The following is a 20235-nucleotide window of genomic DNA, read 5'->3' on the forward strand; positions in this document are numbered from 1 at the left end:
CGACACAGGCGTGTGGGCCGAATGCCCCAGCTGTGGCGAGATCGTTGACCCCACCGATGCTAAGTAAACAGTTCATCCGGCAGATCGCCAGGCTCGAGCTGCCATCGACAACGCACCACGAGTGCCGTCACTGTGGGTACAGCGTGGAGAAGGACGTTGATGAGTGTCCACAGTGTGGCTCTAAAGAAATTGCGGCCTACGATCTCAAGTAATTGCTGAAGTGGTCACAGTTGGTGGAGAAGTTTAATGCCTTATGTAGCATCCGAACGCTAACATGGCATCAATTATTACATAAGGTATGGAGGAGCCGCCACCACCGACCTCGCTACCCAAGTATCTCGCAAAAGGCTCCCAAAGCAGGATACGGAGACGCTCCACGAGATACAGAGCTACGTTGGGGTACTCATCGAGTATCGCGACCAGCCACTCGGCACCGATGAACTTCCCGAGACAGCTGAATCCGTCAACAAGCCCGACAGTTCAGGAACTGGACCATCGTCAAAGAGAAGATCACCTGTGGCGACGACAGCTGTAAGTGCGCCAGCGGAGATCGTCAGGATATGCACGGCCCGTATCTCTACCGCTACTATCGTGAGAATGGGACGATGAAATCAGAGTACATCGGGAAGCCGGGAAGTGGGTAGTGGTGAGTCGGTCAACGTCGACTAACGAGCATCCCGGGAGAGATACGCTTTTCACTGTACGCACACTTAGACAACGGTATACGATGAACTGGGATAGTGAGCGAGAAATGGCCAAAGACGTCGAGGAGAACGAGGAACTGTACGAGGCGCTCGCAGACGACGATACCGACGACGACAAAGAGTAATCAGCGATACTCTTCAGGAAGGACCTCGCCGAAGAACTGAAGCCAGACGCGATACAGCTCGTCCGTTTCATACAATCTGTCGAGATGGATCGGAGGTATCTCTCTTCGAACGTCGTGTGACTCAGCTCGCACCCGTTTGACCCGCTCCGTCGACCATTCTCCCGGTTCGATCCCGTTGTCACGGAGCAGCTTTCGCAATGTAACGATCGCAGTACGGTGGTTCCCATCCGGGAAGAAGTGTTTCCCTACGAGCGCGTGTATCCAGAGCGCGCACTGTTCGGGAAGCGGCCGGTCAGTTGGGAACTCCTCGAGAACCCGTTCGAGATCGCCGTTTCTCACTCGCCAGATCTCCTTTCGCTGTTCAAGGAACGACTCGTCGTGTGGATTGTCGTAGTGATGGCCGTCTGCTCTCAGAAATTGTGTATTCCGGAATTTGAAGTTCTCCGGCTCGATCGACGAAAGATCCGTGATACGAGGGGCTGGATCCGTCGAGTCTCCCATTCGTTACACGCCCCAACTCATTCGATCTACATTACTTGTGGGGGAGACATGCGTATACGGTTCCTCATCAGACCCGGTCGATACTGATGAATGCCCACAGGGTAGCTCTCACGAGATTGCGACCTACGATCTCGAGTAATTGCTGAAGAGCTCACAGTTGGTAAAGCGAGTTCAACTCCTTATGTGTCACCCGAGCGCTAAAGTGGGACTAGTTGTTACATAAGGTATGGAGGAGCCGTCACCACCCACCTCGCTCCCGAAGTATCTCGCAGAGGGGCTCCCAAAACAGGATACGGAGACACTCCACGAGATACGGAACTACGTCGAGGCGCTCATCGAGTATCGCGACCAATCGGTTGACACCGAGGAGCTTCCCGAGACTGCGGAGCCCGTCGACGAGTCCGATGGCGCAGGAAGCGGGACCGTCGTCAAAGAGAAGGTCACCTGTGGCGACGATAGCTGTAAGTGCGCCAGCGGAGACCCCGCGGATATGCACGGCCCGTATCTCTATCGCTACTATCGTGAAAACGGGACGATGAAATCGGAGTACATCGGGAAGCCAGGAAGCGAGTAGGGTGGATCAGGATAGTCGGGGTTCCAACGATCCCAGTCAAATAGACAGTGCCAGTAAAACGACGTTACAGCGCTCGTGAGTCGGGTTCGACGATGCTGGCAAACGCGACGTTTGCTTGGACTTGCTCGATCTCGACCGACAGCTCATGACCTGGTTGTCCGCCGGGAACGATCACGACGTAGCCGCGTTCAACCTTCGCAATGCCGTCACCTTGATCACCAGTCGTCTCGATCGTCACATCGCGGACCTCACCCTCATTTACTGGAGGAACGTCCGATGTTGGAGTTTCCTCTTGTACAATTGATTGGGGTTGGTCTTTCTGGGTCTTCTGTTCTTTCGAAGATTCCGATGTAAGGACGGCAATACGGTACGTTTCGTCGACAGCGAGCGTGTCATGTTCGACTTCATTCGACGGAATGTCCACGACATATGACCCATCACGTTCTTCGATTTGAGCACTGAACAGAGAACGAAACGAATCAGGAATTTCAGTCATCGGATGTCAATAGTGTAGGAAGCACAGAGTATCTAAATGTCCCGTATCAGAATCTTGGAGAGACGGGTACTATTGTGAATGAAGCGATCGTATCTCAGAGGGTCGGACCAGTGTCTACACACCATAGCGTCCGCTGTTCTCAGAGAGCGGCTAGACAGAACAGCGGACACGGTGGTGTGGCACCCACTAAGTGGTCGATAGCGTGAGGGAGAGAACGGCGGACACGGTGGTGTCCACCAGTAGTGTACGGCCTAGATCATCAGTGGAAGTACCTAATCTGGAGAAAGAGAACAATAGAGTGGATAGTTAGTATTGTTGAACCCTCCCCCCACAGTGTCCGCAGTTCTATGCGAATCAAGTGGGAGACTTATTTGTGCTACCTACTAATCATATAGTCTATTCTTGATACTACGGACCAGTAGTAATACTATAGTAATAAATCTATCTATATTTCAGAGCCAGTATAGAGTGCTTTGATTAAAATTTCTATTAACAGCGGACATAGTGGGGGGAGGGTGTGACAGCATGATATAAATAAGAAGAGAACGGCGGACACTACGGACGGGGTGGTTTTATAATGGAAGCGATTTATTGATAGACGTACGACGATGGGAATGTTCGAGCGGGACACGGATATTTATCGTGACCGGGACGCCCTTCGTGAGGACTACCAACCCGAGCAGCTGGTCGGTCGAGACGAGGAACTCAACACATATCAGACGACCCTACAGCCAGTTATTAACGGTGAGCAACCGAACAACGTCTTTCTCTACGGTAAGACAGGTGTCGGGAAGACAGCCGCAACGAGATATCTTCTTGATCATCTTCAGTCCGATGCGGCCGCGTACGACGATATTGATCTCTCGGTGGTTATGCTCAATTGCGACGGCCTGACATCGAGCTATCAGATCGCGACCCGCTTAGTTAACGAGTTTCGGGACGACACCGATCAGATCAGCACGACCGGGTATCCACGAGCTGCCGTCTACGATATGCTCTGGAACGAGTTAGACACTAATGGGGGGACAATTCTGATCGTCCTTGACGAGGTCGATCACATCGAGGATGACTCCATCCTCTATCAGTTGCCGCGAGCTCGAGCGAATGGTAATCTTGAGACAGCCAAGACTGGGATTATTGGTATCTCGAACGACTTTTCATTTCGTGAGGACCTCTCCCCGAAGGTACGATCTTCACTGTGTGAGGAGGAGATCCACTTTCCTGCTTATGACGCCACAGAACTACAGCAGATTCTCCAGCAACGAGCCGATGTCGCGTTTCACAAGGGCGTTCTTGAGGAAGGCGTCATCCGCCTCTGCGCTGCCTATGGGGCAAAGGATGCCGGCGACGCTAGGCAATCACTCGACCTACTGATGAAAGCAGGAGATATCGCTCGCGATGACTCTGCTGAACACGTAATCGATGAACACGTTCGTCAGGGCCGGACATCACTCGAACGGGGGCGAATTCGTGAAGGAATTGGGGGCCTCACCCAGCATGGGCACCTCGTGTTGTATGCCGTGTTGACGCTCGATCAGCAGGGGAAGACTCCGGTTCGCTCGCGGGATGTTCGACCCCGATATACGAGTATGGCCGAGCGGGCAGGGATCAACCCGCTCGTTACACGCCGGATGCGTGATCATCTTAGCGAACTCATTATGCTCGGGATTCTTGATGTCACCGAGCGCAATGAGGGTCGCCGCGGTGGAACCTACCGCGAGTATTCTGTGTCAATGGACCCAGAGCTAATCATCTCTGCGATGGCTGATACTGTCGAACTCGTTGGAATCCACGAGTCGATAGAGAAGTTGCTTGAGCGGGAATCTACGTCAACCCTCCAAGACTATCAGTAGTTCTTTTCGTGTGTTGGTTTCTCCGGACATCGTGGTGTCCGTTCCGCTCGGAGGCACACTCTCGTATGGATCGGTCGGACGATAACAGCGGACAGTCCGGTGTGACGGTAGTTGCGTTCGATTGAAATATGAAGATATGACGCCTTGTTGAACGCAAGACAGCGTCGGGGTAAGATCAAATCTACACAGTATTATAGCGTTAGAGGCGCTCTTATTAAGAACCGTGAAAAGCGGCCATCTGCGTATACTGGTTTTATACTGAGGAACCAATTAACTGGTCAATATAAACCGCCAATGGCGTGAAAAACAGCTGATAGAGTTACTCACTTTCATGTGTCCTGTGTGATCCTATGCAGTCAGAGTTCGATACTCCCGATTCAATAGCGTATACTATGGAAATTCGCGGCCACAGTCTGGACAGAAGGTTTCGCCGCCATCCAGCAGAGAGAGGCACTTAACGCAGAGACGATTGCTTGGACGGGTGGCGATATCCTCCAGAAAGTCCATCGCAGTCTGTGACGCAACCCCTGGCCGATAGCCGTTAGCGTACCCCGGCAGTGTTGAGGCCCATTGGACCGTTCCCTCATCATCGACTACCGCAACGTTCCCAGCGATATCGAGTTTCCCGTAGCGTTTGAACGCCTCTGACGGTGTCTGGTCGATAGTTTGGTTCAGGGCACGGTTACGTTTGAGGTCGCGCTCATAGACATCCTCAGGCCTTGAGGACCGTATTTCGCCTGGGAAGTTCGCGATCGTCCCGTGCTGCTCGTCGATCCGGTCGATCTCGACAGCGATGCCGTGCGTATCATACAGCGTTCGAAAGAGTCGTAGCGTATGGTCGTGCCATTCTCGGATCTCCGCATCAGCGTAGTAGCGGAGAATCATGTGTCCTGCTCAGTGTTTTCTGCGGCTGCGATGCGGTCCGAGAGGCTTTGGGCGAGCCACTCGTTGGCGAGTTCGCTCGCACAATCGACCATCTGTTGATGGCTCATCCCCTCGGTTTCGAATGATTTGTAAACGTGCCATTGTTCCGCGCCTGGATCAAAGACAATCACATGTGTCTTCGCTTCCATATCCAGCAGGAACGCTTCGATCGTACTAGGAGACGATCCCGGAAAGCCCATAGCTCCGCGAACTTTTGGATTGTCGGTTTCGCCAATCTGCTTCACGATATCGTCGGTAATGGGCTGGCTCGGAAGCGACGAGAGAAACGAAGGTGTGGTTTCTAAATCATCGGTCATGCGTGGCGATTCGTGGTGAAATATCTTGAATCCGTGGACCTAGTCGTATCTTCCTGTTATATTTCACCTCCGTCACCGTAACGAAAAAGTGACTACCACCACCCGATGACGAATCTATCGATAATCTCTGTGAACAACCTTAGACATTTACTATCGCGCTCTCTCACTACGAATATGTCGTTTCGGGTCAGCTGGCACAATCTCCTTGAGCGGTTAGATGACCTCCCGGAAGGAGCGACGCTTCGGACACCACTCTCGAACGACCGGTTTCAGATAACTGGCGTCCAGGAACACCGCGTCATCATCAGATTCTCAGATAGCGGTGAGTCGCGACCGATTCAAAAAGACCAGTTTGAGACACTATATCGACGTGTCTCCGACTCTACCGATGGGTTCGACCTCGATCGACTCCCACCCGATGCGGATCCATACCCGACGGTATTGAGTCTTCATCCACGATTCGAGGTGAACGACGACCGAGGTGTGATAATCGAGACCGAAGCGCCAACCACCTCATTGTTGCTAGACGAGGACCCGTCCTCTGAGCCTGCTCCCGACGAACGGACAGAACCTGATCTCGATGTCTACGCGGATGCGCTGTTGCTCGTCGACGCGCTGGAACGTCACGAGGTTACAGCGCTCGAAGGTGTCGAGACAGGGACACTCATCGACCTGTATACCTTGCTCTCGGACGTTCAACGGAACGCCAACGACCTCCGCAAGGAGATCGCGGATACGCTCTTAGACCGACTCCATCACGACCGACCGGTCTCGGGATCGTACGGCTCGGTCCAGCGGACGGCTCGGACGAACCGCTCGCTCAAAGACGACGAGGAGGTGCTGGACACGCTCGAATCAGCCGGGATCAACCGTGATCGGGTGGTGAGCGTTGATCGCGGGAAGGTTGACGACGCCCTCGAGGTGACTGATGTTGCCGAAAGCGACGTCTACGAGATTGACGAAACCGAGTACGTTCGGAAAGCCGAGGTGGACGAAGATCGCAAGGAGACGCGACTCCAAGGGCTGAAAGACCAACTTGCGGCGAGCGATGCTGACGATGCCGACCAGCTTCGCGACGAAGTCGAAGAGCTGGAATCGCGGATCGAGGAACTGACCGAATTCAAGTCTGGACAGTCGTATCACACGCGCTCGAATGCCGACCGGTGAGTCGGTTTGATGACGTGACGAAAAGAACGAACAGGCCACGGCCGAGGGCAATTACGACGCAAGGACTCCAGAACCGTTGATCGTCGTTGGGCTATGACCTTATGTAGCATTCCATCACGTTTTCCCACCAGTTTGATACATAAGGCATCGACCCCGCTGCGTGGGTTAACTCGAAAACGCCCATGCGGGTTTGTCGTGCTACCGAGTGGGAGAATTGGTACAATAATCACGGCCAATCTCATAACGAGTGTTAGCGACAGAAAGAACGATTATAATGAATACACGTTAGCTGTTGGAATATGAGTGCGTCACAGGGTGAAGTCGATCTCTCGGAGGACGAACGTGCGGGTCTTGAACTGGTCCGTGAGACAGGTGGGATTCACCAGAGCGACTTTTGGAAAGAGCTAGATGTCTCTTCGCGAAAAGGAAGCCGACTAGTCGAAGCGCTTGAGAGTGCCGAGCTGATCCAGCGTGAGGAAACGGTGTACGAAGGTCAGCGGACCTACTATCTCGAACCAACAGCATCTGATCGTGACTTTTCACTGCTGATGGCGGGTGACATGCTCTCGCCATTCATTGGTGAAGAAGAGGTCGATCCGCAGGCAGACGCCTTCTCCCAATGGCTGATGAACATCACGTACGAGGAAGAGTGACTCTTTTCTCGAGGGCTTCTGGCGGCCTTTAGTCGCCAAATCTCATACCTGTATTGAGGTAGGACTCAATATCCTCAATTGGGTGCCCATCTCGGATGAACTGCTTGTAGTCCTCGAACGCGTCGTCGCGACCAGCGGGGAGGATCACGATTCCGGTCATGCTTGAGTGGAAATCACTAGTGGGAATCAAATAATTGGCTACAACTCTACGGAAAGGCTCTTTTGAATTCCTCATTTGGTGATATATTCTCGGAGCCGTGCTGAACCCAGAGCGTGAGTCGGTTGGCTGGGTGGCAAACGTGCCCGCGGACACCGGCCCGTTCACGAGTCGAGACAGTTAGTGCCCACTAAGCCGACGGCGACGCTGGGAGGCCCACCCTGCGACCGCTCCGAGGGGAACGAGCAGGGCACCGACCAGCGGACTCCACGCAGTAGCGACGGTTCGAGTAACATCGACAGCAGTCCACAGCGGTTCCGGATAGAGCTGTATTGCGTAGTGTAACCCCTGCCCGGTAACGATACTGAGGAGGAGTGGAAACAGTAGTACGTACACTCCTGCCAGTATTGGGACGAGTGCCACGATTCCGAGGGCCATCGCGCTACCCACGAACGCTCCCTTTTCCGGAGTAGATACCCGAGAGATGACCCGTCGCCAGACGATTGTGCCCAGCACAAATCCCGCGACAAACGCGAACTGTGGCGCGTGTCCGACCCAGTACTGCGCGTCTGGCGACAGCCGTAACGGGATTACCATCGCCACGAGTAAATAAAGGAGGGAGGCGGCGAGTGCCGCCGCCGCCGTGACGACCCCGGCACCCATATCCTGCCACCACGTCACCGAGCGTTGCTGCCACGTGACCATACGGCCTTGAACGCTGCGTGGGAATATAACTGAGCGCAACCGGTCTGTGACAGGTGTATCCTCTGTATCTCGCACGCCGATTCTATCAGCTCTTAAGGACTTCAACAGAGCCGCAGAGTCGTATTCGAGGGTACACTCGGACCTGTACCGGTGGGTCATTCTATTGAGTTCGAGGCTTCTTGCTCCACCACGGTCGGCACCCCGGCGAACCGCTGTACTGTAGCGACCACAACGAGCGTGACCGCCAACAGCGCGAGTGCGAGTGGAACAATCGCGTCGATACCGCCGGCGATAAAATCGACCCAGATACGTGTTGGTATCGTTCGAGGATTGTACGCGACCATCATCGTTGCGCCGAACTCGCCGATGGCCCGCGAGAACGTGAGTATAACACCGGCGACAATCGCTCGTCTCGCGAGAGGGAGCGTCACGCGTCTGAACGTGGCTATCGGCCCGCACCCGAGTGATCGAGACGCCTGTTCAAGCCGCTCATCAATTGATCCGAATCCAGCGCGGGAGGTAATCACGACGAACGGCGCGGCAACGAACGTCTGTGCGAGCACGATGCCGACGAGACTATCCGTCAGCGGTAGCCCGACCTGCGCCGCGGCCGCTCCAATCGGTGTGAACCGCCCAACCACACTGAGCAGCATCGCCCCGCCAACGACCGGCGGGACGACGAGTGGAAGCACGACCAGCGCCTCAACAAGTCGCTTCCCTGGAAACGTCTTGCGTGCAAGGACGTACGCGAGCGGAACGCCGAACACGGTCGAAATCGCGGTAGCGACGGGCGCGGTGAGGAGCGAGTTCCGGACCGCCGTCCGGCTCGTCGTCTGTAGCAGGGTCTCAACGACGGGAACCGATCCGGTTCGGCCGAGGAACACCACGAAGGGGAGCGCGAAGTACACGAGCAGAACCACTCCGAGAACTCCAAAGACCAGCAGCGGGGGTACACGTCGTGATTTCGTGGCTGAGCGAGTTACATCAACAAGGCTCATTCGCTGCTCACCTCGATTGGAGCCTCTCCATGCGTTCTCGGGAATTCCTCCGTCTCGAACCCGTTCTCACGGAGAGCCTTATCGGCGTTCGCAAGGAATCTGACGAATTCGCGCCCGGCGTTCGGCGAGTCCGCACTTTCGAGCACCGTCGCGTTGTACACGATCGGCGCACCGGTCGCCGTGTACCCGTCGTCCGTCGTGTATGAGACCTCCGCGTACCGGTCGGCATACTCCGGGTTCGAGAAGTTGTACGCGTCCGGGAACGAGTGAAACGGAAGCCCGTGGTCCGCGGCCATGTTCCGGTAGACGACCGCGGCGGCGCGGTTCCCCGTTTCGACGCCGGCGAGCAGCTGTGGTTCCTCCGGCTCCCGATAGGCGGCCTCGGTGACGGTCTCGGCGAAGCCGTCGAGCCCGTGTTCCCGCTCGGCGAGTCGAAACGCGTGGATGGCGCGGTATCCGAGGGGATCAAGATCGGGATCGCTTATCGCGAAATTACCGCTGTCGGCCTCACGCGCAACCTCATACCACGGATCGCCCGCATTTAGTCGTTCCCCGAACCGTGTGTCGGGAGCATAGGCGATCCCGATGGCGTTGGACGCGAATGACACGTCCCATGCCGAGTGAGTGTCGTAGAGTCGGTCGCGTAATAGCCTGGCGTCAGCGCTCACGACAACGTCAGGGTACTTCCGGTCGTCCTCGACCATCCGCATCACCGCGTTGGTGCCGTAATATTCCCCGCGAACGGCGAGTCCCGTCTCCTCTTCGAACCGCTGTCCGAGGTGTTCGTCGAGGACGACCGCGAGGCTCCCGGCGGCGAGAACGGAGACAGAATTGCCGCCACCGAGGCAGCCAGCAGCCCCGACTCCGCCCCCGGCCGCGAGTGTCGCGAGGACCGATCGACGGGATCGCGATTGCATGGGAAAGCCTTCAGACACCAGTTGAATATAACCTTCTCAAGTTACTACTTCGTGAGAAGTAATTGCTTAAGATTATATTTCGACAATCTCCAAGTTATTCGCGGTCATATCTAATTACGACGCCAGATCTGAAGGGAGACCTTCGACTGAGCGCGAGCTTCAGCGTGCCGTTGCCTACTGGTTCTGCCCAATTTCGACGGCACCGTTGGCGTGCGAACGTCGCCGCTCTCGACCGACTTGGTCCATCGTCCGTTCAGCGAGCTTTCGGAACGCTCGTGCCGGCTCCGAGTTACCGTCGGAAACGACGGGCTCTCCGACCTCGCACCCCTGTTGGATCGCGGGGTCGAGCGGGATCTCGGCGAGGAGCGGGTGATCGAACTCGTCGGCGAGTCGCTGGCCCCCGCCGGTCGCGAACACGTCGTGTCGAGTCCCGCACTCGTCACAGACGAACCCGCTCATGTTCTCGACGACGCCGAGTACCGACGTATCATGTTTGTCAAACATCCGAACGCTCTTTCGGGCGTTATCCAGCGAGATGTCCTGCGGCGTCGTCACGGCGAGCGCACCCAAGACCCCTATCTGCTGGAGCAAGGTCAGCTGTACGTCCCCCGTTCCCGGAGGCAAGTCGACGACGAAGTAGTCGAGATCTCCCCACTTAGTGTCGTGTAGTAGCTCTGTGAGTACCTTATTGACCATGGCGCCCCGCCAGATGACCGGATCGTCGTCACCGACGAGGAAGCCGATGCTCATCAGCTTGAGTCCGTGGCTCTCGACCGGTCTGATTGTCTCGTCGTCTTCCGCCCTCCCCGGTTCATCCTGTACGCCAAGCATCCGCGGGATGTTAGGGCCGTACACGTCGGCGTCGAACAGTCCAACATTGGCCCCCCGCTCGGCCATCGCCGTCGCAAGATTCACCGAAACGGTGCTTTTGCCGACGCCGCCCTTCCCGGAGGAGACAGCGATCACGTTCGGTGCGCCGTCCATCTGGCCGGCGGGCGTCGTATCGTCGATCTCGACCGAGAGAACTGGTTCGTATCCCTCGTCCCGAACGGCGGCTCGAACGTCCTCGGTTATCTGTGTCTCGACCGGCGAGTGCGGGGCACCGAGTGCGAGCGGTACGTGGGCGGTATCTCCATGGAATTCGATGTCTCCGACGAGACCGAGCGAAACAATGTCGTCATCAAGGGCCGGATCCTCGACCCGTGCGAGCGCGTTTTGAAGGGTAGCCATTAGTAGATCACGTGGTTAGGCTGCGGGGCGAATTGCCGCACTTTGCCGTCGTCGACCGTAATATCGTGGGCGGTGCCCTCGATGGGCGCCGGCCAGTCGTGGAACGCTATAGACTCGAGACAGGCCTCTGAGCCTTCAGGCGCCCTATAGTCACCATGGTCTCGGCACATGTTCGTGTGTAATATCTCGAGCGGCCAAGCCGTATTCCTGAATATTACAGGGTTTTAAACCTATCAAGCGTGCTCTAACGAATTACTGCTGTACCGCCCGGTCCGAGCGAGCGATTCGAGTAGGCGCTGTGTGGCGAGAGTTTCTACAGCAGAGTACAATCCATCCACCGAGATCATCGGCAGCTTCCGTCACACGACGGTGGTGTTTTGGCCGTCTCGTCATTCATAAGAATATATAATGACTAACATAATTTAGCGGAGCGAGTTTACTCTTTTCAGCGGAATGTACTCGTACGGGTTTACCAATGGCAACGAACGGTGCGGGCGACGGTGGGCATACGGTTCTAATAGAGACCGATCCGAGTGTCGATATTGCGGCCGTCTTAGGTACGATTGCGGATCTCGATATTGACGGAATACGAGTTCGTGATATCCGCGCCAAGGAGCGCTCAACGGTAACAATTTCCCCCGAGAAGCTGACAGAGGTACAGCGTCGGACATTGCTTCGAGCGGTTGAAGCTGGATACTACGCCGAGCCACGGGAAGCGACACTCGCAGACCTATCAGCGGAGTTTAATGTGTCTAAGTCGGCGATTTCACAACGCCTCCACGGCGCTGAGGCGACAATCGTTCGGCAAATAGGCGAAGAGATGACTCACGGGCGGGTACTGGATCCGACAATGGCGTCTAGTCAAGGGGAGTGACGGCTCGAATCTGTCGAACCGACCGAGGCAGTATCGTCACGTCATGGAAATTCTCGGGTCGCTTTTATCTGTGCTCTCTAGATGTCCGTGTATGTCTGATGCCATCGAAGACACCGACGAACTCCCGTCGACGGCGGGTGAACTCGCCGCTGAATTTCCCGAGGTGTGGGACGAGTACTCCGATTTAGGCAAAGCCTGTTCGGAAGCCGGCCCGATCGAGGGCGAAGAGAAACGCCTCGTCAAACTGGCGCTGGCGGCCGGCTCTGGGTCGGAGGGAGCTGTCCACTCCCACGTCCGGCGAGCGCTCGAGGAGGGTGTCGATCCCGAGGCGTTACGACACGTCGCTCTGCTGGCTGTGCCAACAATCGGGTTTCCGAAGGCGGTGGCAGTGCTAACGTGGATCGACGACATTGTGGATACAGAGTGAGCAACCAGTTCACTCGTCTCGTCTTCTCGGCCGTTCTAAAGGCCGATAACCCGAGACAACGTCTTATGCTCGTTCGTCGTACGCACCGATTATGGGACTGACAGAGCGATCGTCGAACGGAGAGAGTGGCGACACGGAAGAGACCCGTCGCCTCTACGTCGAGTTCGAGCTATCTGCGTCTGGCGCGGTCGCCTGTCCCGTCGAGGTCTACGGCCGAGACGCCGACCGGATCGACCGGCAGTCTTCCGACGGAGAGTGTCACACGGAAACAGCGCGCGATCACGACGACGAGACGGAGGGAGGCCCGACTGATACCGAGATCCGTCACTCGAAAACCGAGATCACATCAGAATGTTTCTGCCCAATTTTCTTTGACTACGATTGTATTCCGAAGATCACGGAGGTCACCGACGAAGCCGTTGTCATTCAGGCGTTCCTCCCGGACCGCGACCACCTCTCCGCGCTGATAGACGATCTCAGAGAGGCGACGGACGACCTCTCGTTGCGCCGTCTCACCCGGGTCGACTCCGTCGACGGCGACCGGTCGAACCGCGTCACCCTCGACCTCTCCACGCTGACCGAGACCGAACGGGAGACGGCCGCGATGGCGGTTTCGTCGGGCTACTACGAGACGCCGAGGGAGACGAGCGTCGGTGAACTCGCTGCGGACCTAGACATCACGAAGTCGGCGATGTCGCAGCGGCTGAGCTCGGTGGAGTCGAAACTTGCGCTCGCCGCCTTCAGGTAAGCCGTCCGGCTCTCGGGACGGTCATCGATCTGCGACGATAAGGCGTGTGAAATACCAAGGTAGTATTCTATCTGTGCTATAATATAATAATTGTTCGCCAATAACTCGCGGTGTATATAAGATGCTGTAGTATACAGCGCGAGTCGTATCGCGGTCTACTCACAACATACAGTTAGAGCCATGAGTGACCCACAGCAGCCGAGACTGACGCCGATTGATGAGTGGGAAGATGAAGCTGAAGCGATGTTAGATGATGTCGAATATGACACTGATCTCGGTGTGCAGATGGCTCGTGATGCGATTCGGGTCTCAAATGGAGAGCTGACTGACGCCGAGTTCCACGAGAAGTACCACGAAGCAGTACTAGAAGAGTTCGGCGAGGACGAACGCCCGACGAAGCCGGAGGGGTTCGAGGATGACTGACGGGAAAGCGTACAGACGAGACGTACTGAAGGCCGGTGGAGCCGCTGCCGCCCTCGGAGTCGGGGGGAGCGGATTTCTCCAGACGCTGGTCGAGAGCGAGGAAGATCAGCCGTCGACCTCCGGGTTCGAGAGCTTTGTCGGTCAAAACGACGTCGTCCAGACCGTCTGTTCGCCCAACTGTCGGGGGAAGTGTCCGATCGACGTTCACGTTCGCGACGGTCAGGTGAAGAAGATCGAACCACATCCACCGGAAGACGAACAGTACAAGCGAGCCTGCGTGCTCGGGCTGTCGCACACGCAACGCGTGTACGACCCGACGCGACTGAAGTACCCGATGAAGCGGGCGGACTGGTCGCCTGACAAGCCCAATCCACAGGGACGCGGTCCGGACGCGGAGTTCGAGCGCGTCTCGTGGGACGAGGCGCTCGACCTCGTCGCCGACAAGATGCAGTCGTTAAAAGCCGACCACGGCGCCGAGAGCGTCCTCTTCCACGAGGGGTCGGGGAACTACGGGCAGTCGGGGAAATCGTTCAAGCGGCTCGCCTCGCTCTTCGGCGCGACCCAGTCCGCCTGGGGTATCGACACCAACGTCGGTCGCGGCTTCAACCGCGTCACTGGTGTCGGTGCCTTCCTCCCGCCGACGAACGAAGCCGAAGACTGGGAGAACGCGAACACGATCATCGTCTGGGGATCGGATATCTTCTCCAGTCAGTTCCAGATGGACGCCTCGAAAATCCTCGACGCGATCGAGAACGGGGCGAAACTCGTCGTCGTCGATCCGGTGTACACGACGACGGCGTCGAAGGCGGACCTGTGGCTCCCCGTCGAGCCCGGCAAGGACGTGCACCTCGCGCTCGCGATGATGCACACCGTCTTCGAGGACGAGACGTACGACGAGGACTTCCTCCGGAAACGGACGACTGCTCCGGCGCTGATCCGGAAGGACACCGGGGAGTTGCTCAAGGCGAGCGATGTCTTCGAAGACGGCGGCGAGAATCAGGTCGTCGCCGTCGAACGCGGGAGCGGTAGCCCGGTCGCACTGGAACCCGAAACCGGCGGCGCGTACGCGCTCTTCGGAGAGTTCACCGTCGACGGCGTCGAGTGCGAGACGGCACTGACGCGGCTTCGAGACCACGTGGCGGACTACGCTCCCGAGAAGGTCGCAGAGACGACCGGTGTCGACGCCGAGAACATCCGGACTGCGATCCGGTGGCTGGCGACCCGTGGTCCTGGCGGTATCGCGCCGAGCTACGCACTCGGCCGATACAAACACGGACACATCTTCGGGCAGGCGTACGCCATGTTGATGGGGATGACCGGCGACTACGGTCGTCACGGCAACATCCACGCCCACCACTCGGGCGGTGCGACGCTTGCTGCCGGTGACTGGGCGAGTCCGAGCGACGCCGACCCCGGACCGTCGCTGACTTTCCCCGAGTATCCCGACGCGATGATCGACGGTGACCCGCACAAAATCAGGGCCGTCTACTCCATCGAGTCGAACATGATGGGGAACCAGTTCCCGGACCGCCAGCGGTTCAGAGAGGCCATCAGAAGCCTCGAGATGTACGTGGTCGCGGACATGCACCACACGGATACGGTCCAGCACGCGGACATCATCCTCCCGGTCCCCCACTGGTTCGAGCAGGAAGACATCAGCTCGGGCTGGGGGTCCCATCCGCATCTCGGCTACCGCCACAAGGTACAGGAACCGATGTGGGAGGCCAAAGACGACTACTACGCCATCCGCGGACTCGCGGAGCGGTTCGGGTACGGCGATCGCTTCCCGGAGACGAAACGCGACATGCTTCGGAAGCTCGCCGGCCGAGACGACGACATCGACTTCGACACGCTGTTCGAGCAGGGGACGCAAAAGAAAGAGAGCGTTCCGATCGTCAAGTACACCGATGCGTTCCCCACCGAAACGGGACGCATCAAGATGTACGACGACGACGCCCCGAGCGAAGAGGGCGTCACGTTCGACGTGCCGCGACCGCTCGAAGACCGGACGGCCGACGACTACGAGCAGGCCGACGAGTACCCGCTGATGTTCATGCAGAAGCACAGTCGCTTCCGCATCCACTCGCAGTACGAGATGCTGAACTGGGTTCGCGAGATCAATCCCGAACCGCAGCTTGACATCCACCCGAAGGACGCGAAGGCACGGGGCATCGACGACGGCGAGTACGTCCGGGTGTACAACGACCGGGGCGAGATGGTCGTGAAAGCGAAGTACAACGACGCATTCCAGCCCGGTCTGGTCAACACCGATCAGGGGTGGTGGAGCCGCGACTTCGTCGAGGGTCACCTCCAAGACCTCACGCACAACGAGGTCAGTGAGGTCGGCCAGACGATGGCGTTCTACGACGTGCGGGTGGCGGTCGAATCCGCACCCGACGACGTCGACACCGATAAATACGGATCTGACAACCCGCGCGGGAGCGGTGCCAAAGCGACTCCCACAGGAGGTGACTGACGATGACAAAACACGGGCTCGTAATCGACCAGGAGCGGTGTATCGGGTGTCAAGCGTGCGCAGTGTCGTGTAAACAGGAGAACAACGTTCCGATGGGGCAGTTCTGGAACCGCGTTCTCACCGAGGGCGGTGAGAAGATGGACACTCCCTCGGGCGGCTACCCCGAAGACGGCGGGAGTGGGTCACTGGACATGCAGTACCAGCCGACGGCGTGTCAACACTGCGAGAACGCGCCGTGCGTCAAGGTCTGTCCGGTCAACGCGACGTACACCCGCGACGACGGCATCGTCGAGATCGACTACGACAAGTGTATCGGCTGTCGCTACTGTATGGCGGCGTGTCCGTACAACGCTCGGGTGTTCAACTGGGACGAACCCGAACACATGCCAGAGGAGGGAACCGGTGACGTGGAGGCCCGACCGCAGGGCGTCGTCGAGAAGTGTACGTTCTGTAGCCACCGCGTCGACGAGGGGCTCGATCCGGCCTGCGTCGTCAACTGTCCGGCCGATGCCCGCATCTTCGGTGACCTCGACGACGAGAGCAGCACCGTCTCGAAGTACATCGACAAGTACGAGACGGACCAGCTGCTCGAAGACCGCGGGACGGACCCGAACACGTACTACATCAGCGGTGAGATGAGTCCGGGACGCCCGCAGACGTCGGACAAGATGGAGAGCGAACTCGACGACGTCTCGCCGTGGTCCGACGGTGACGACGATGTTCCGTCGAAGGAAGCCGACAGTGCTGGTGGCGAGTCGAGTGGTAGCAGCCACTCGGTTGAGGGTGGCGAGATTCCGTACGCTACGCCTGCGAAATCGGGAGGTGACGACTGATGGCAGCGAAGACCGGATCGTCGCGCGTTGCGATCCCCTCGTTCGGCGGAAAGGGCAAGCTCTGGATCGGCCTGCTCGTCGCGCTCATGGCCGCTGGGATCGCTGCGTGGGGGTACCAGCTCACGACGGGGCTGATCGCCACGGGAATGCGCAACGTCTTCTCGTGGGGGCTGTACATCATGATGTTCGTCCTGTTCGTGGGGCTGTCGGCGGGCGGACTCATCATCAGTAGCGCGCCGAAGTTCTTCCATTCGCACCGCTACGAGGGCTTCGCCCGGCTCGGAGTGCTGGTCAGCCTCGCGTGTATCATCGTCGCGGGGCTGCTCATCCTGCCGGACATCGGTCGTCCGGGGCGGATATACCAGTTTTTCACCTCGCCGGACTTCCGGTCACCGATGGTGTGGGACTTCGGTATCGTCCTGCTGTACGGACTCTTAAACCTCTGGTACCTGTGGCTCTTGACCCGACGTGACCTGGCCGCGCGCGGGTCGGCCCTCGCGCTCGGCTTCAAAGACACCGAGGCGGGCCGTGAGCGCGATCGAACGCTGATGTTCTGGACGGCAGCAGTCGCGCTTCCGACCGCGGTCGCGCTCCACTCGGTGACGGGCTGGATATTCGCGACGCAGGTCGGTCGCGGCGACTGGTTCAGCCCGCTCGTCGCCCCGGTGTTCATCGCGAAAGCGCTCGTATCCGGGCTCGGCCTGCTGCTGGTCGTGTCGGTCCTCGCGGACCGGTACACGAACTTCGAGGTCGACCGAGAGGAGCTCACGAGCCTCGGCAAGATCCTCGGGATCTTCCTCGCGTTCCACGTGGTGTACCTCTTAGCGGCCGAGCGGCTACCACACGCTTGGGCGGATCACTTCGAGTTCTGGGCCATCATGAGTAACTTCCTGATCGGAGACTCGGTGTACTTCTGGCTGTGGACCGTCGTTGGTGGCGCAGTCCCACTCGCTATGCTGGCACTCCCGCCTCTCCGAAAGCGCGTATCAGTCATCTTTACCGCGAGCGTGCTCGCGGTCGTCGGGACGATGTTCGAGGGGATTCGCCTCGTGTTCACGGGGTACGAGGTCGCCAACATCGACTCTGCGCCCGGCATCTCGCTCGGCGGCGAGTACACCGGTATTACGACCGATATCTGGGCGACGGCAGGGGCCTACACCCCGACGCTCGTTGAGATCGCTGTCACCCTCGGCATTATCGCCTTCGGGGCGTTTATCGTCACGCTCGGCCTGAAGTACGTGCCGATTCAGCGAGTTGACGCTGAGCCATCGTACGCGACTGACGGCGGAAAACAAGACCAATGACGGACCAAACTACCGCGTCGACCGAACGTGAGCGGTCGACCGAACGGACCGACGAAAGCGACGCGTTCCAGTCGGACGCAGCGGCGACATACGCGGTCCTCGCCGAGTGTTGGCGGGAGCCCAGCCCCCGGCTCGTCGCGGCCGTCGAAGCGGGCGAGTTGGAACCGGTGTTCGGCGACCTCGGATCGGTAGACCTCAAGGACCTTCGAACCGAACACACGCGGCTGTTTATCGGCCCGGCAGGACCGCCGTGTCCGCCGTACGAGAGCGTCTACCGCGACCGCGACGACCCCGACGAACTCGGTCCAGTCAAGGGGCCCGCTACGATGGCGGTCGCGCGCTGGTATCGAGAGTTTGGCGTTCAGCCCGCTCAGGACCATTCTGACCTTCCAGACCATATCGCGACGGAGTTAGAGTTCGCCGCGTACCTGGCGGAAGAAGGGTTCGATGAGCGGCTCGAACAGTTCTGTGACGAACATCTCAACACGTGGACTGAAGCGTTTTTGGAGCGTGTTGAGGACAAGACATCTGAACAGTTCTATGAGGCGCTAGCGGCGACAACCCGGCAGGTGGTGGGATAGCTGAGCCACTCGGCTTACGAACTCGACGGCGTCTCGGCGGTATTATCGACCGAGTCGCCACCGCGCAGGTACCGCTTTTCCGTGGGTTGCTCTTCTCTTGAGAGAGCCGCGGACGTGGGGCAGTCAGACTGTCTCAACCAGTTGATCGAGCGCCTCGCCGATCGCCTCGTTCGCTCTTGTTGGGCCGTCGGCCAGTGCTACCACGTAGACGAGATCGTCATGTTCGTCGAAGAGAGACTGCTGACGGTGGACGCGCGCGTCACGGACGCCGTCCGTCGAACGGAGGCGGCGTTCCGCCGCTTCGACCTGTGTTTCCACGTTATCAGTGGAAGCCAGTTCAGCCTCCAGTACGGTACTCGTCGCGATACTTCCGGAAGCGCTTGTACCGACTGAGCCACGGAGCGCGGTCACGAGGGACGCCGGTGTCTCGTAGGAGGGGAGGGTTTCGATGATGTCCGTCACCTCGTCGAAGTCAAGATCGTCAGCGCTGGCTGCCGTAACTACTTCCGGGGCTGTAACCGGTCTATCGCCGAGCGACACCTTCGGCAGGTGACTGTCGCTAAACCCCTCGACGATGGCGTAGTCACACTCGATTGCGAAGTCGTCGAGCACGTCGCTAAGCGTTCGCTGGTCGCCGGTACCGAACCATCCTCCGTCGTCGGTGAGACCAACGGTATACATCGAGCCAGCCGCTCGATGTCTGGCGGTGTCTTTCCCATCGGTATCGATGTCTGGCTCGTGAGTGAGGCGCTTGACGGTTCCCACCGCCCCGTGAGCACTGAGGCGAGACGCGAGCTCTGCGACAGTGGTTGTCTTTCCGGAGTCGGACGGTCCGGCGACGCCGAGTACTTTCATACTCTTACTCACAGAGAAGCTGATATATAGCGTCCGGAAGCGCTAGATCAGAGCGACTCATTCGGTCGTCACAGCGGCTGTTCGCATGTAGATGAGATTCTTCAGACCGAGGCAAGACTATACTTTTATATTTAGTTAATTAGGTTAATTGTTAAGGAGCAGGCTCAGGGTCGCTGAGAACTACTGCTTTACTGTTAGGCACAATGAATTCCCCAGACACTCGTCTCCACGAACTTCCCTCACTATCCACCCCGATTACTGTCTCGGAGCGTGTCATAGAATCCATCTCATAGCTTCTCACAGCCCGGTAGGTTTCCGCGCTCGTAGTTGGTGATGGCAATAACGAGCCGTAGGCACAGCGCAACGAACACTTCTGTTCGTGCGTGGACGCGG

At 58.1% G+C, this 20235-nt stretch carries 22 protein-coding genes and 2 pseudogenes; 13 read left to right on the top strand and 11 right to left on the bottom strand.

Features of this window, described 5'->3' with window-relative positions:
- Positions 1 to 298: 298 nt before the first annotated feature.
- Positions 299 to 644: pseudogene (locus EXE46_RS17380) on the top strand (DUF6788 family protein).
- A gap of 185 nt (positions 645 to 829) precedes the next feature.
- On the opposite strand, the gene EXE46_RS06310 reads toward EXE46_RS17380, so the two are convergent.
- The gene (locus EXE46_RS06310; RefSeq protein ID WP_007992836.1) at positions 830 to 1330 is read right to left on the bottom strand and encodes a hypothetical protein; all 501 of its coding nucleotides are present in this window, start codon (positions 1328 to 1330) and stop codon (positions 830 to 832) included.
- 226 nt (positions 1331 to 1556) lie between these two features.
- On the opposite strand from EXE46_RS06310, the gene EXE46_RS06315 reads away from it, so the two are divergent.
- Positions 1557 to 1904, top strand: a complete 348-nt coding sequence (locus EXE46_RS06315; protein ID WP_094583171.1) for a DUF6788 family protein — start codon at positions 1557 to 1559, stop codon at positions 1902 to 1904.
- 64 nt (positions 1905 to 1968) lie between these two features.
- On the opposite strand, the gene EXE46_RS06320 is transcribed toward EXE46_RS06315, so the two are convergent.
- Entirely contained in the window at positions 1969 to 2400 is a 432-nt protein-coding gene (locus tag EXE46_RS06320; RefSeq protein WP_094519346.1) for a TRAM domain-containing protein, read from the bottom strand.
- 608 nt (positions 2401 to 3008) lie between these two features.
- On the opposite strand from EXE46_RS06320, the gene EXE46_RS06325 reads away from it, so the two are divergent.
- A complete protein-coding gene (locus EXE46_RS06325; RefSeq protein ID WP_094519345.1) occupies positions 3009 to 4253 on the top strand; it encodes an orc1/cdc6 family replication initiation protein in 1245 nt (414 codons plus the stop codon).
- Positions 4254 to 4643: 390 nt separating this feature from the next.
- On the opposite strand, the gene EXE46_RS06330 is transcribed toward EXE46_RS06325, so the two are convergent.
- Together EXE46_RS06330 and EXE46_RS06335 are read right to left on the bottom strand one after the other, a co-directional pair.
- Positions 4644 to 5138 carry a zinc ribbon domain-containing protein gene (locus tag EXE46_RS06330; protein WP_094519344.1) on the bottom strand — a complete coding sequence of 165 codons (495 nt, stop codon included), beginning with the start codon at positions 5136 to 5138 and terminating at the stop codon, positions 4644 to 4646.
- Positions 5135 to 5494 (bottom strand): hypothetical protein, encoded by a 360-nt coding sequence (locus EXE46_RS06335; protein ID WP_094519343.1) that lies wholly within the window; start codon positions 5492 to 5494, stop codon positions 5135 to 5137. Before EXE46_RS06335 ends, EXE46_RS06330 begins: the two co-directional genes overlap by 4 nt.
- Positions 5495 to 5668: 174 nt before the next feature.
- Between EXE46_RS06335 and EXE46_RS06340 the strand changes: the two genes are divergently transcribed.
- Positions 5669 to 6661: a hypothetical protein gene (locus EXE46_RS06340; protein WP_137687588.1), complete on the top strand. Its 993-nt coding sequence runs from the start codon at positions 5669 to 5671 to the stop codon at positions 6659 to 6661.
- A 299-nt stretch (positions 6662 to 6960) separates the two neighbouring features.
- Positions 6961 to 7314, top strand: a complete 354-nt coding sequence (locus EXE46_RS06345; RefSeq protein WP_094519341.1) for a MarR family transcriptional regulator — start codon at positions 6961 to 6963, stop codon at positions 7312 to 7314.
- Positions 7315 to 7342: 28 nt separating this feature from the next.
- Here the strand turns inward: EXE46_RS06345 and EXE46_RS17600 are convergent, their stop codons facing one another.
- From EXE46_RS17600 to EXE46_RS06370, 5 genes are all read right to left on the bottom strand, one after another.
- Positions 7343 to 7474, bottom strand: a complete 132-nt coding sequence (locus EXE46_RS17600; protein WP_255509484.1) for a hypothetical protein — start codon at positions 7472 to 7474, stop codon at positions 7343 to 7345.
- A gap of 177 nt (positions 7475 to 7651) precedes the next feature.
- Positions 7652 to 8176, bottom strand: a complete 525-nt coding sequence (locus EXE46_RS06355; RefSeq protein WP_137687589.1) for a hypothetical protein — start codon at positions 8174 to 8176, stop codon at positions 7652 to 7654.
- 155 nt (positions 8177 to 8331) lie between these two features.
- Positions 8332 to 9174, bottom strand: coding sequence for an ABC transporter permease (locus tag EXE46_RS06360; RefSeq protein WP_137687590.1), 843 nt, complete (start codon positions 9172 to 9174; stop codon positions 8332 to 8334).
- A complete protein-coding gene (locus EXE46_RS06365; RefSeq protein ID WP_137687591.1) occupies positions 9171 to 10091 on the bottom strand; it encodes an extracellular solute-binding protein in 921 nt (306 codons plus the stop codon). The genes EXE46_RS06360 and EXE46_RS06365 overlap by 4 nt, the downstream gene beginning before the upstream one ends.
- A 174-nt stretch (positions 10092 to 10265) precedes the next feature.
- Positions 10266 to 11321, bottom strand: coding sequence for an Mrp/NBP35 family ATP-binding protein (locus EXE46_RS06370; RefSeq protein ID WP_137687592.1), 1056 nt, complete (start codon positions 11319 to 11321; stop codon positions 10266 to 10268).
- A 475-nt stretch (positions 11322 to 11796) separates the two neighbouring features.
- Here EXE46_RS06370 and EXE46_RS06375 point away from each other — a divergent pair, with 475 nt between their 5' ends.
- The 8 genes from EXE46_RS06375 (at position 11797) to EXE46_RS06410 (ending at position 18987) form a co-directional block, all read left to right on the top strand.
- Positions 11797 to 12195: a helix-turn-helix domain-containing protein gene (locus tag EXE46_RS06375; protein ID WP_137687593.1), complete on the top strand. Its 399-nt coding sequence runs from the start codon at positions 11797 to 11799 to the stop codon at positions 12193 to 12195.
- 91 nt (positions 12196 to 12286) lie between these two features.
- Positions 12287 to 12622: a carboxymuconolactone decarboxylase family protein gene (locus EXE46_RS06380; protein WP_137687594.1), complete on the top strand. Its 336-nt coding sequence runs from the start codon at positions 12287 to 12289 to the stop codon at positions 12620 to 12622.
- Positions 12623 to 12713: 91 nt separating this feature from the next.
- Positions 12714 to 13370, top strand: a complete 657-nt coding sequence (locus EXE46_RS06385; protein WP_137687595.1) for a helix-turn-helix domain-containing protein — start codon at positions 12714 to 12716, stop codon at positions 13368 to 13370.
- Positions 13371 to 13550: 180 nt separating this feature from the next.
- Positions 13551 to 13793 (top strand): 4Fe-4S ferredoxin N-terminal domain-containing protein, encoded by a 243-nt coding sequence (locus EXE46_RS06390; RefSeq protein WP_004597865.1) that lies wholly within the window; start codon positions 13551 to 13553, stop codon positions 13791 to 13793.
- Positions 13786 to 16269 carry a molybdopterin-dependent oxidoreductase gene (locus EXE46_RS06395; protein WP_137687596.1) on the top strand — a complete coding sequence of 828 codons (2484 nt, stop codon included), beginning with the start codon at positions 13786 to 13788 and terminating at the stop codon, positions 16267 to 16269. The genes EXE46_RS06390 and EXE46_RS06395 overlap by 8 nt, the downstream gene beginning before the upstream one ends.
- A 2-nt stretch (positions 16270 to 16271) precedes the next feature.
- Positions 16272 to 17102 (top strand): sulfate reduction electron transfer complex DsrMKJOP subunit DsrO, encoded by an 831-nt coding sequence (gene dsrO, locus EXE46_RS06400; RefSeq protein ID WP_004597860.1) that lies wholly within the window; start codon positions 16272 to 16274, stop codon positions 17100 to 17102.
- Positions 17102 to 18406 (top strand): NrfD/PsrC family molybdoenzyme membrane anchor subunit, encoded by a 1305-nt coding sequence (gene nrfD / locus EXE46_RS06405; RefSeq protein ID WP_121564859.1) that lies wholly within the window; start codon positions 17102 to 17104, stop codon positions 18404 to 18406. Before dsrO ends, nrfD begins: the two co-directional genes overlap by 1 nt.
- Positions 18403 to 18987: a molecular chaperone gene (locus EXE46_RS06410; protein ID WP_004597856.1), complete on the top strand. Its 585-nt coding sequence runs from the start codon at positions 18403 to 18405 to the stop codon at positions 18985 to 18987. The genes nrfD and EXE46_RS06410 overlap by 4 nt, the downstream gene beginning before the upstream one ends.
- A 123-nt stretch (positions 18988 to 19110) precedes the next feature.
- Here EXE46_RS06410 and mobB read toward each other — a convergent pair whose 3' ends face one another.
- Together mobB and EXE46_RS06420 are read right to left on the bottom strand one after the other, a co-directional pair.
- Positions 19111 to 19842: a molybdopterin-guanine dinucleotide biosynthesis protein B gene (gene mobB / locus EXE46_RS06415; RefSeq protein WP_137687597.1), complete on the bottom strand. Its 732-nt coding sequence runs from the start codon at positions 19840 to 19842 to the stop codon at positions 19111 to 19113.
- 287 nt (positions 19843 to 20129) lie between these two features.
- Positions 20130 to 20235, bottom strand: a pseudogene (locus EXE46_RS06420) (IS5/IS1182 family transposase); the annotation flags it as partial.

The organism is Halorubrum sp. GN11_10-6_MGM (genome assembly GCF_005435165.1).
Classification (GTDB): Archaea; Halobacteriota; Halobacteria; order Halobacteriales; family Haloferacaceae; genus Halorubrum.

Excerpts from the sequence above, each read along its gene's own strand:
- nrfD (WP_121564859.1), top strand. The coding sequence starts at position 17,102 with ATGGCAGCGAAGACCGGATCGTCGCGCGTTGCGATCCCCTCGTTCGGC.
- EXE46_RS17600 (WP_255509484.1), bottom strand. The coding sequence starts at position 7,474 with ATGACCGGAATCGTGATCCTCCCCGCTGGTCGCGACGACGCGTTCGAG.
- EXE46_RS06345 (WP_094519341.1), top strand. The coding sequence starts at position 6,961 with ATGAGTGCGTCACAGGGTGAAGTCGATCTCTCGGAGGACGAACGTGCG.
- EXE46_RS06315 (WP_094583171.1), top strand. The coding sequence starts at position 1,557 with ATGGAGGAGCCGTCACCACCCACCTCGCTCCCGAAGTATCTCGCAGAG.
- EXE46_RS06310 (WP_007992836.1), bottom strand. The coding sequence starts at position 1,330 with ATGGGAGACTCGACGGATCCAGCCCCTCGTATCACGGATCTTTCGTCG.
- EXE46_RS06320 (WP_094519346.1), bottom strand. The coding sequence starts at position 2,400 with ATGACTGAAATTCCTGATTCGTTTCGTTCTCTGTTCAGTGCTCAAATC.
- EXE46_RS06370 (WP_137687592.1), bottom strand. The coding sequence starts at position 11,321 with ATGGCTACCCTTCAAAACGCGCTCGCACGGGTCGAGGATCCGGCCCTT.
- EXE46_RS06375 (WP_137687593.1), top strand. The coding sequence starts at position 11,797 with ATGGCAACGAACGGTGCGGGCGACGGTGGGCATACGGTTCTAATAGAG.
- EXE46_RS06330 (WP_094519344.1), bottom strand. The coding sequence starts at position 5,138 with ATGATTCTCCGCTACTACGCTGATGCGGAGATCCGAGAATGGCACGAC.
- EXE46_RS06355 (WP_137687589.1), bottom strand. The coding sequence starts at position 8,176 with ATGGTCACGTGGCAGCAACGCTCGGTGACGTGGTGGCAGGATATGGGT.
- EXE46_RS06395 (WP_137687596.1), top strand. The coding sequence starts at position 13,786 with ATGACTGACGGGAAAGCGTACAGACGAGACGTACTGAAGGCCGGTGGA.
- EXE46_RS06325 (WP_094519345.1), top strand. The coding sequence starts at position 3,009 with ATGGGAATGTTCGAGCGGGACACGGATATTTATCGTGACCGGGACGCC.
- mobB (WP_137687597.1), bottom strand. The coding sequence starts at position 19,842 with ATGAAAGTACTCGGCGTCGCCGGACCGTCCGACTCCGGAAAGACAACC.
- EXE46_RS06380 (WP_137687594.1), top strand. The coding sequence starts at position 12,287 with ATGTCTGATGCCATCGAAGACACCGACGAACTCCCGTCGACGGCGGGT.
- EXE46_RS06390 (WP_004597865.1), top strand. The coding sequence starts at position 13,551 with ATGAGTGACCCACAGCAGCCGAGACTGACGCCGATTGATGAGTGGGAA.
- EXE46_RS06360 (WP_137687590.1), bottom strand. The coding sequence starts at position 9,174 with ATGAGCCTTGTTGATGTAACTCGCTCAGCCACGAAATCACGACGTGTA.
- EXE46_RS06410 (WP_004597856.1), top strand. The coding sequence starts at position 18,403 with ATGACGGACCAAACTACCGCGTCGACCGAACGTGAGCGGTCGACCGAA.
- dsrO (WP_004597860.1), top strand. The coding sequence starts at position 16,272 with ATGACAAAACACGGGCTCGTAATCGACCAGGAGCGGTGTATCGGGTGT.
- EXE46_RS06335 (WP_094519343.1), bottom strand. The coding sequence starts at position 5,494 with ATGACCGATGATTTAGAAACCACACCTTCGTTTCTCTCGTCGCTTCCG.
- EXE46_RS06365 (WP_137687591.1), bottom strand. The coding sequence starts at position 10,091 with ATGCAATCGCGATCCCGTCGATCGGTCCTCGCGACACTCGCGGCCGGG.
- EXE46_RS06340 (WP_137687588.1), top strand. The coding sequence starts at position 5,669 with ATGTCGTTTCGGGTCAGCTGGCACAATCTCCTTGAGCGGTTAGATGAC.
- EXE46_RS06385 (WP_137687595.1), top strand. The coding sequence starts at position 12,714 with ATGGGACTGACAGAGCGATCGTCGAACGGAGAGAGTGGCGACACGGAA.